General features: G+C 74.5%; 2 protein-coding genes. Both read right to left on the bottom strand.

What is annotated here, in order from left to right; genetic code table 11:
- Positions 1–183 (bottom strand): polyketide synthase docking domain-containing protein (locus I3F54_RS31705; RefSeq protein ID WP_374205997.1); only part of this gene is annotated, 183 nt, incomplete at its 3' end.
- 12 nt (positions 184–195) lie between these two features.
- The coding region (locus I3F54_RS31700; RefSeq protein WP_240122378.1) for a type I polyketide synthase at positions 196–4,478 on the bottom strand (4,283 nt) is incomplete at its 5' end.

Genomic DNA, 4,478 nt, shown 5'->3' with positions numbered 1-4,478 from the left:
CAGCAACCGCCACAGATCCTCCGGCGAAGCCACACCCCCCGGATACCGGCACCCCATCCCCACGATGGCGATCGGTTCCTGGCCGGCGGCGGCCAGCTCCTGGTTCTTCTGGCGCAGCCTGGCGTTCTCCTTGAGCGAGTCGCGCAATGCTTCGACGACAGCGTCGGACGCCGTGTTCGTCATCATGTCTCCCGTTCAGGACTGTGAGGCCTCGGAATTGGCGCGGGCCATGCGGATGAGGTCGTCGACGTCCAGGTCGTCGATGAGTTCGGCGTTCTCCTCCGGCGCGTCCGGACCTCCGTTCGGTGCCCCGGCCGCCGCTCCGTCGTCGCGGGCGAGCCGCAGCAGTGCGTCGAGGAGTCCGGCCCGCCGGAGCCCGGAGACCGGGACGGAGGCGAGCAGCCGGCGGATCTCGTTCTCGCCGGGTGTCTCGGCGGGCGCTGCCGGTTCCCCGGGGCCGAGTTCGGTCAGCAGATGTCCGGCGACGGCCTCGGGGGTCGGGTAGTCGAAGACGAGGGTCGCGGGCAGCCGGGAACCGGTCGCCTTGCCGAGCCGGTTGCGCAGTTCGACGGCGGTCAGCGAGTCGAGGCCGAGTTCCTTGAAACCCCGCTTGGGGTCAACGGTGTCGGAGCTGCCGTAGTCCAGGGTCGCGGCGACCTCGGCGCGTACGACGTCCAGCAGGACCTGCCGCTGTTCGTCCTCGGCGAGCCCGGCCAGCCGCTCGGCGAGGGCGGGCCCGGCGGCGGCGCGCCCGGTGTCCGGGCCGGCGGACGCGGCTCGGCGGGCCGGCGCCCGGACCAGGCCGCTCAGCAGCGGCGGCGTCGCGGTGCCAAGTGCCCTGAGTGCGGCCGTGTCGAGCGGCAGGGGCACCAGTGTCGCCGCATCCACCGCGAGCGCGGCGTCGAACAGCTCCATGCCCTGGGCGGAGGTGATCGCGGTCATACCGGTCCTGGCGAACCGGTTGCGGTCGGCTTCCGTGAGGCCGGCCGCCATGCCGCCGTCCGCCCACGGGCCCCAGGCCAGCGAGGTGGCGGGCAGGTGCCGGGCCCTGCGGTGCTGCGCCAGGGCGTCGAGGTAGGTGTTGGCCGCCGCGTAGTTGGCCTGACCCGCGCCGCCGACGAGCCCCTGGATGGAGGAGTACAGGACGAACGCGGACAGCGGCCGGTCGCGGGTGGCCTCGTGCAGGTTTCGGGCGGCGTCCGCCTTGGGCCGCAGGACGCCGTCGATCCGCTTGGGGGTCAGCGACTCCAGGACGCCGTCGTCGAGCACACCGGCGGCATGCACCACCGCGGTCAGCGGATGCTCGGCGGGTATGCCGGCGAGCAGCGCGTCCAGCGCGGCGCGGTCCGCGACGTCGCAGGCCGCGACGGTCACCTCGGCGCCGCGGGCCGAGAGGTCGTCCCTCAGTGCGGCCGCTCCGTCGGCTGCCAGGCCGCGGCGGCTCGTCAGCAGCAGGTGCCGCACACCGTGTTCGGTGACGAGATGCCGGGCGAGCAGGCCGCCGAGCGCGCCGGTGGCACCCGTGATCAGCACGGTTCCGTCCGGGTCCCAGGGGCCCAAGGCGCCGGCCGGGACCTGGACCCGCTCCAGGCGAGGCGCACGCGGGCTCCCGGACCGCACGGCCAGTTGCGGCTCGTTCACGGCGAGCGCCTTCCCGAGGGCCTGTGCCGCATCGGCGTCGTCGTCGAGGTCCACCAGCACCAGCCGGTCCGGGTTCTCCGTCTGCGCCGTGCGCAGCAGTCCCCACACGGCGGCATGCGGCAGGTCGTGTACGTCCTCGTCGGGCTCGGCGGCCACCGCCCGGCGCGTCACCACGGCCAGCCGGGACGCGGCGAGCCGGTCGTCGGCCAGCCATGCGCGGGCCAGTGCCAGGGCTTCGTGCACGGCGTCCCGGGCCGAGTCGACGGGTGCCGTCAGCGGCGCCAGGACCAGGTCGGGAAGGGGGGCGCCCGCGGCGACGGCGGCGTTCAGCTCCGCCACGTCGGCGAATCGCTCGGCGCCGGGCAGGTCCAGCGGGCCGTCCCCGAGGACGGTCCAGGTCCGGGCGGGCGCCTCGGGCGCGCCGCTCACCGGCACCCACGCCGGCCGGAACAGTGCCTCGTGACCGCGCCCACCGGCCGCTTCGAGCTGCTGCGCGGACACGGCCCGCACCGCCATCGCGTCGACGGTGGCGACGGGCATGCCCTGTGCGTCGGCGACCTCGATGGTCACCGAGCCGGGTCCGGCCGGGGAGAGCCGCACCCGGGCCGCACCGGCGCCCAGGGCGTGCAGGCGTGCCCCGCTCCACACGAACGGCAGCCTGGGCTCGCCGGTACCCGGGAGCACACCCAGTTCGATGGCGTGCAGTGCCGCGTCCAGCAGCGCCGGGTGCAGGCCGAACGCGGTTGCCTGGTCGTTCTGCTGCTCCGGCAGGGCGAGTTCGGCGAAGATCTCGTCGCCCCTGCGCCAGGCGGATCGCAGTCCCTGGAACGCCGGCCCGTAGTCGAAGCCCTGCCGGGCGAGGACGTCGTAGCGTCCGGTCAGGTCCACCGGCCGGGCGTCGCGCGGTGGCCACACGGTCAGGTCGAAGTCCGCGGCCGCCCGCTCGGGTGCCAGCGTGCCACCGGCATGCCGGGTCCACGGTTCGCCGAAGGGCTCTCCCTCGGGGCGGGAGTGGACGGTCACCGAACGGCGTCCGGACTCGTCCGGGGTTCCGGCCGCCACCTGGATCCGCAGCGACCCGCTCTCGGGCAGGACGAGGGGGGCTTCGAGCGTGAGCTCTTCCAGTTCCCCGGCGCCGGCCTCGGCTCCCGCCCGCAGGGCCAGTTCGACGAAGGCGGTGCCGGGCAGCAGCACCCTGCCCAGGACGGCGTGATCGGCCAGCCAGGGATGGGTGCGCAGGGAGAGTCGACCGGTGAGGACGGTCTCGTCGGTGTCGGCCCGCGTCAGCGTCGCGCCGAGCAGCGGATGGTCGGCCGGCGACAGTCCCGCGTCACCGACGTCGCCGTCTCGCGGGGTGCCCGTGGCCCAGTAGAACGTGTGCTGGAAGGCGTACGTGGGCAGGTCGACCCGGCGTGCGCCGGAGCCGGCGAACAGCGCCTCCCAGTCCGGGCCCGCGTGCCGCACGTGCAGCCGGGCCAGTGCGTGGGCGACCGCCCGGGCCTCCCCGCGGTCCTTGCGGAGCAGCGGGACGAACTCCGGCTCGTCCTCCTGCGTGTCCACGACGCAGTCCCGGCCCATGGCCGACAGCACACCGTCCGGACCGAGTTCCACGAAGGTCGTGACACCCGCGCGCTGCAGGGTGCGGATGCCGTCGCCGAACCGGACGGCCCGGCGCACGTGCCGGACCCAGTACTCCGGTGACCCGACCTCCTCGGCTGACAGGATGTCGCCGGTGACGTTCGAGACGATCGGGATGGCGGGCGGGGCGAAGGCGAGTCGTTCCGCCACGGCCCGGAACTCGTCCAGCATCGGTTCCATGCGGGGCGAGTGGAAGGCGTGGCTGACCGTCAGCCGCCGGGTCTTGCGGCCCCGGCTCTCCAGGACCGCGGCGACGGCCAGCACGGCAGGCGTGTCACCGGAGATCACCACGGACGCGGGCCCGTTGACGGCGGCGATGTCCACTTCGTGCGTCCGGTCCGCCAGCAGATCCGCGACCTCCTCCTCGGGTGCGAGGACGGAGATCATGGCGCCGCCCTGGGGCAGGGCCTGCATCAGCCTGCCGCGTGCGGCCACCAGGGCCGCCGCGTCTGCGAGGGACAGCACGCCCGAGACATGGGCGGCCACGAGTTCGCCGATCGAGTGGCCCGCCACGTGGTCGGGGCGCAGGCCCAGGCTCTCCGCGAACCGGAACAGCGCCACTTCCAGGGCGAACAGACCGGTCTGGGTGAACACCGTCTGGTGCAGCAGCGGTCCTTCCCAGTCCTCGGGGTCCGCGAAGAGCACGTCCCGTACCGAGCGCCCCACGTGTCCGTCGAGTTCGGCGCAGACGGCGTCGAGGGCTTCGGCGAACACGGGGAAGGCGTCGTAGAGTTCGCGCCCCATGCCGGGCCGCTGACTGCCCTGCCCGGTGAACAGGAAGGCGGTCCTGCCTCCCCTCGGGGTGCCGGTGACCAGCCGGGCGGAGGAGCGCTCCGCCGCCAGCGTGTCCAGGGCCTCCAGCAGGTCCGCGGGGGTGTCGGCGAGGAGGGCGGCACGGTGCTCGAACGCCGTCCGGCCGGTGGCCAGCGAGTAGGTGAGGTCCAGCAGGTCCACGTCGGCGGCGGTCCCGAGGTGCGCACGGAGCCGGCGTGCCTGCTCGGCCAGGGCCCGGGGCGACTTGGCGGACAGCAGCAGCGGGGCGGCGACGGGCGTACGGTCCGTGTCCCCGTCGGTGCCGGTGTCGTCGGTGGGTGCCTGTTCCAGGATGACGTGCGCGTTGGTGCCACTGATCCCGAAGGCGGACACCGCCGCGCGGCGCGGCCGCCCGGTCCCCGGCCACGGACGCCGCTCGGTCAGCA

The organism is Streptomyces sp. MUM 2J (assembly GCF_022414535.1).
Lineage (GTDB): Bacteria > Actinomycetota > Actinomycetes > Streptomycetales > Streptomycetaceae > Streptomyces.
The sequence above is the reverse complement of the archived record's forward strand: the minus strand, read 5'-3'. Positions and strand labels throughout refer to the sequence as shown.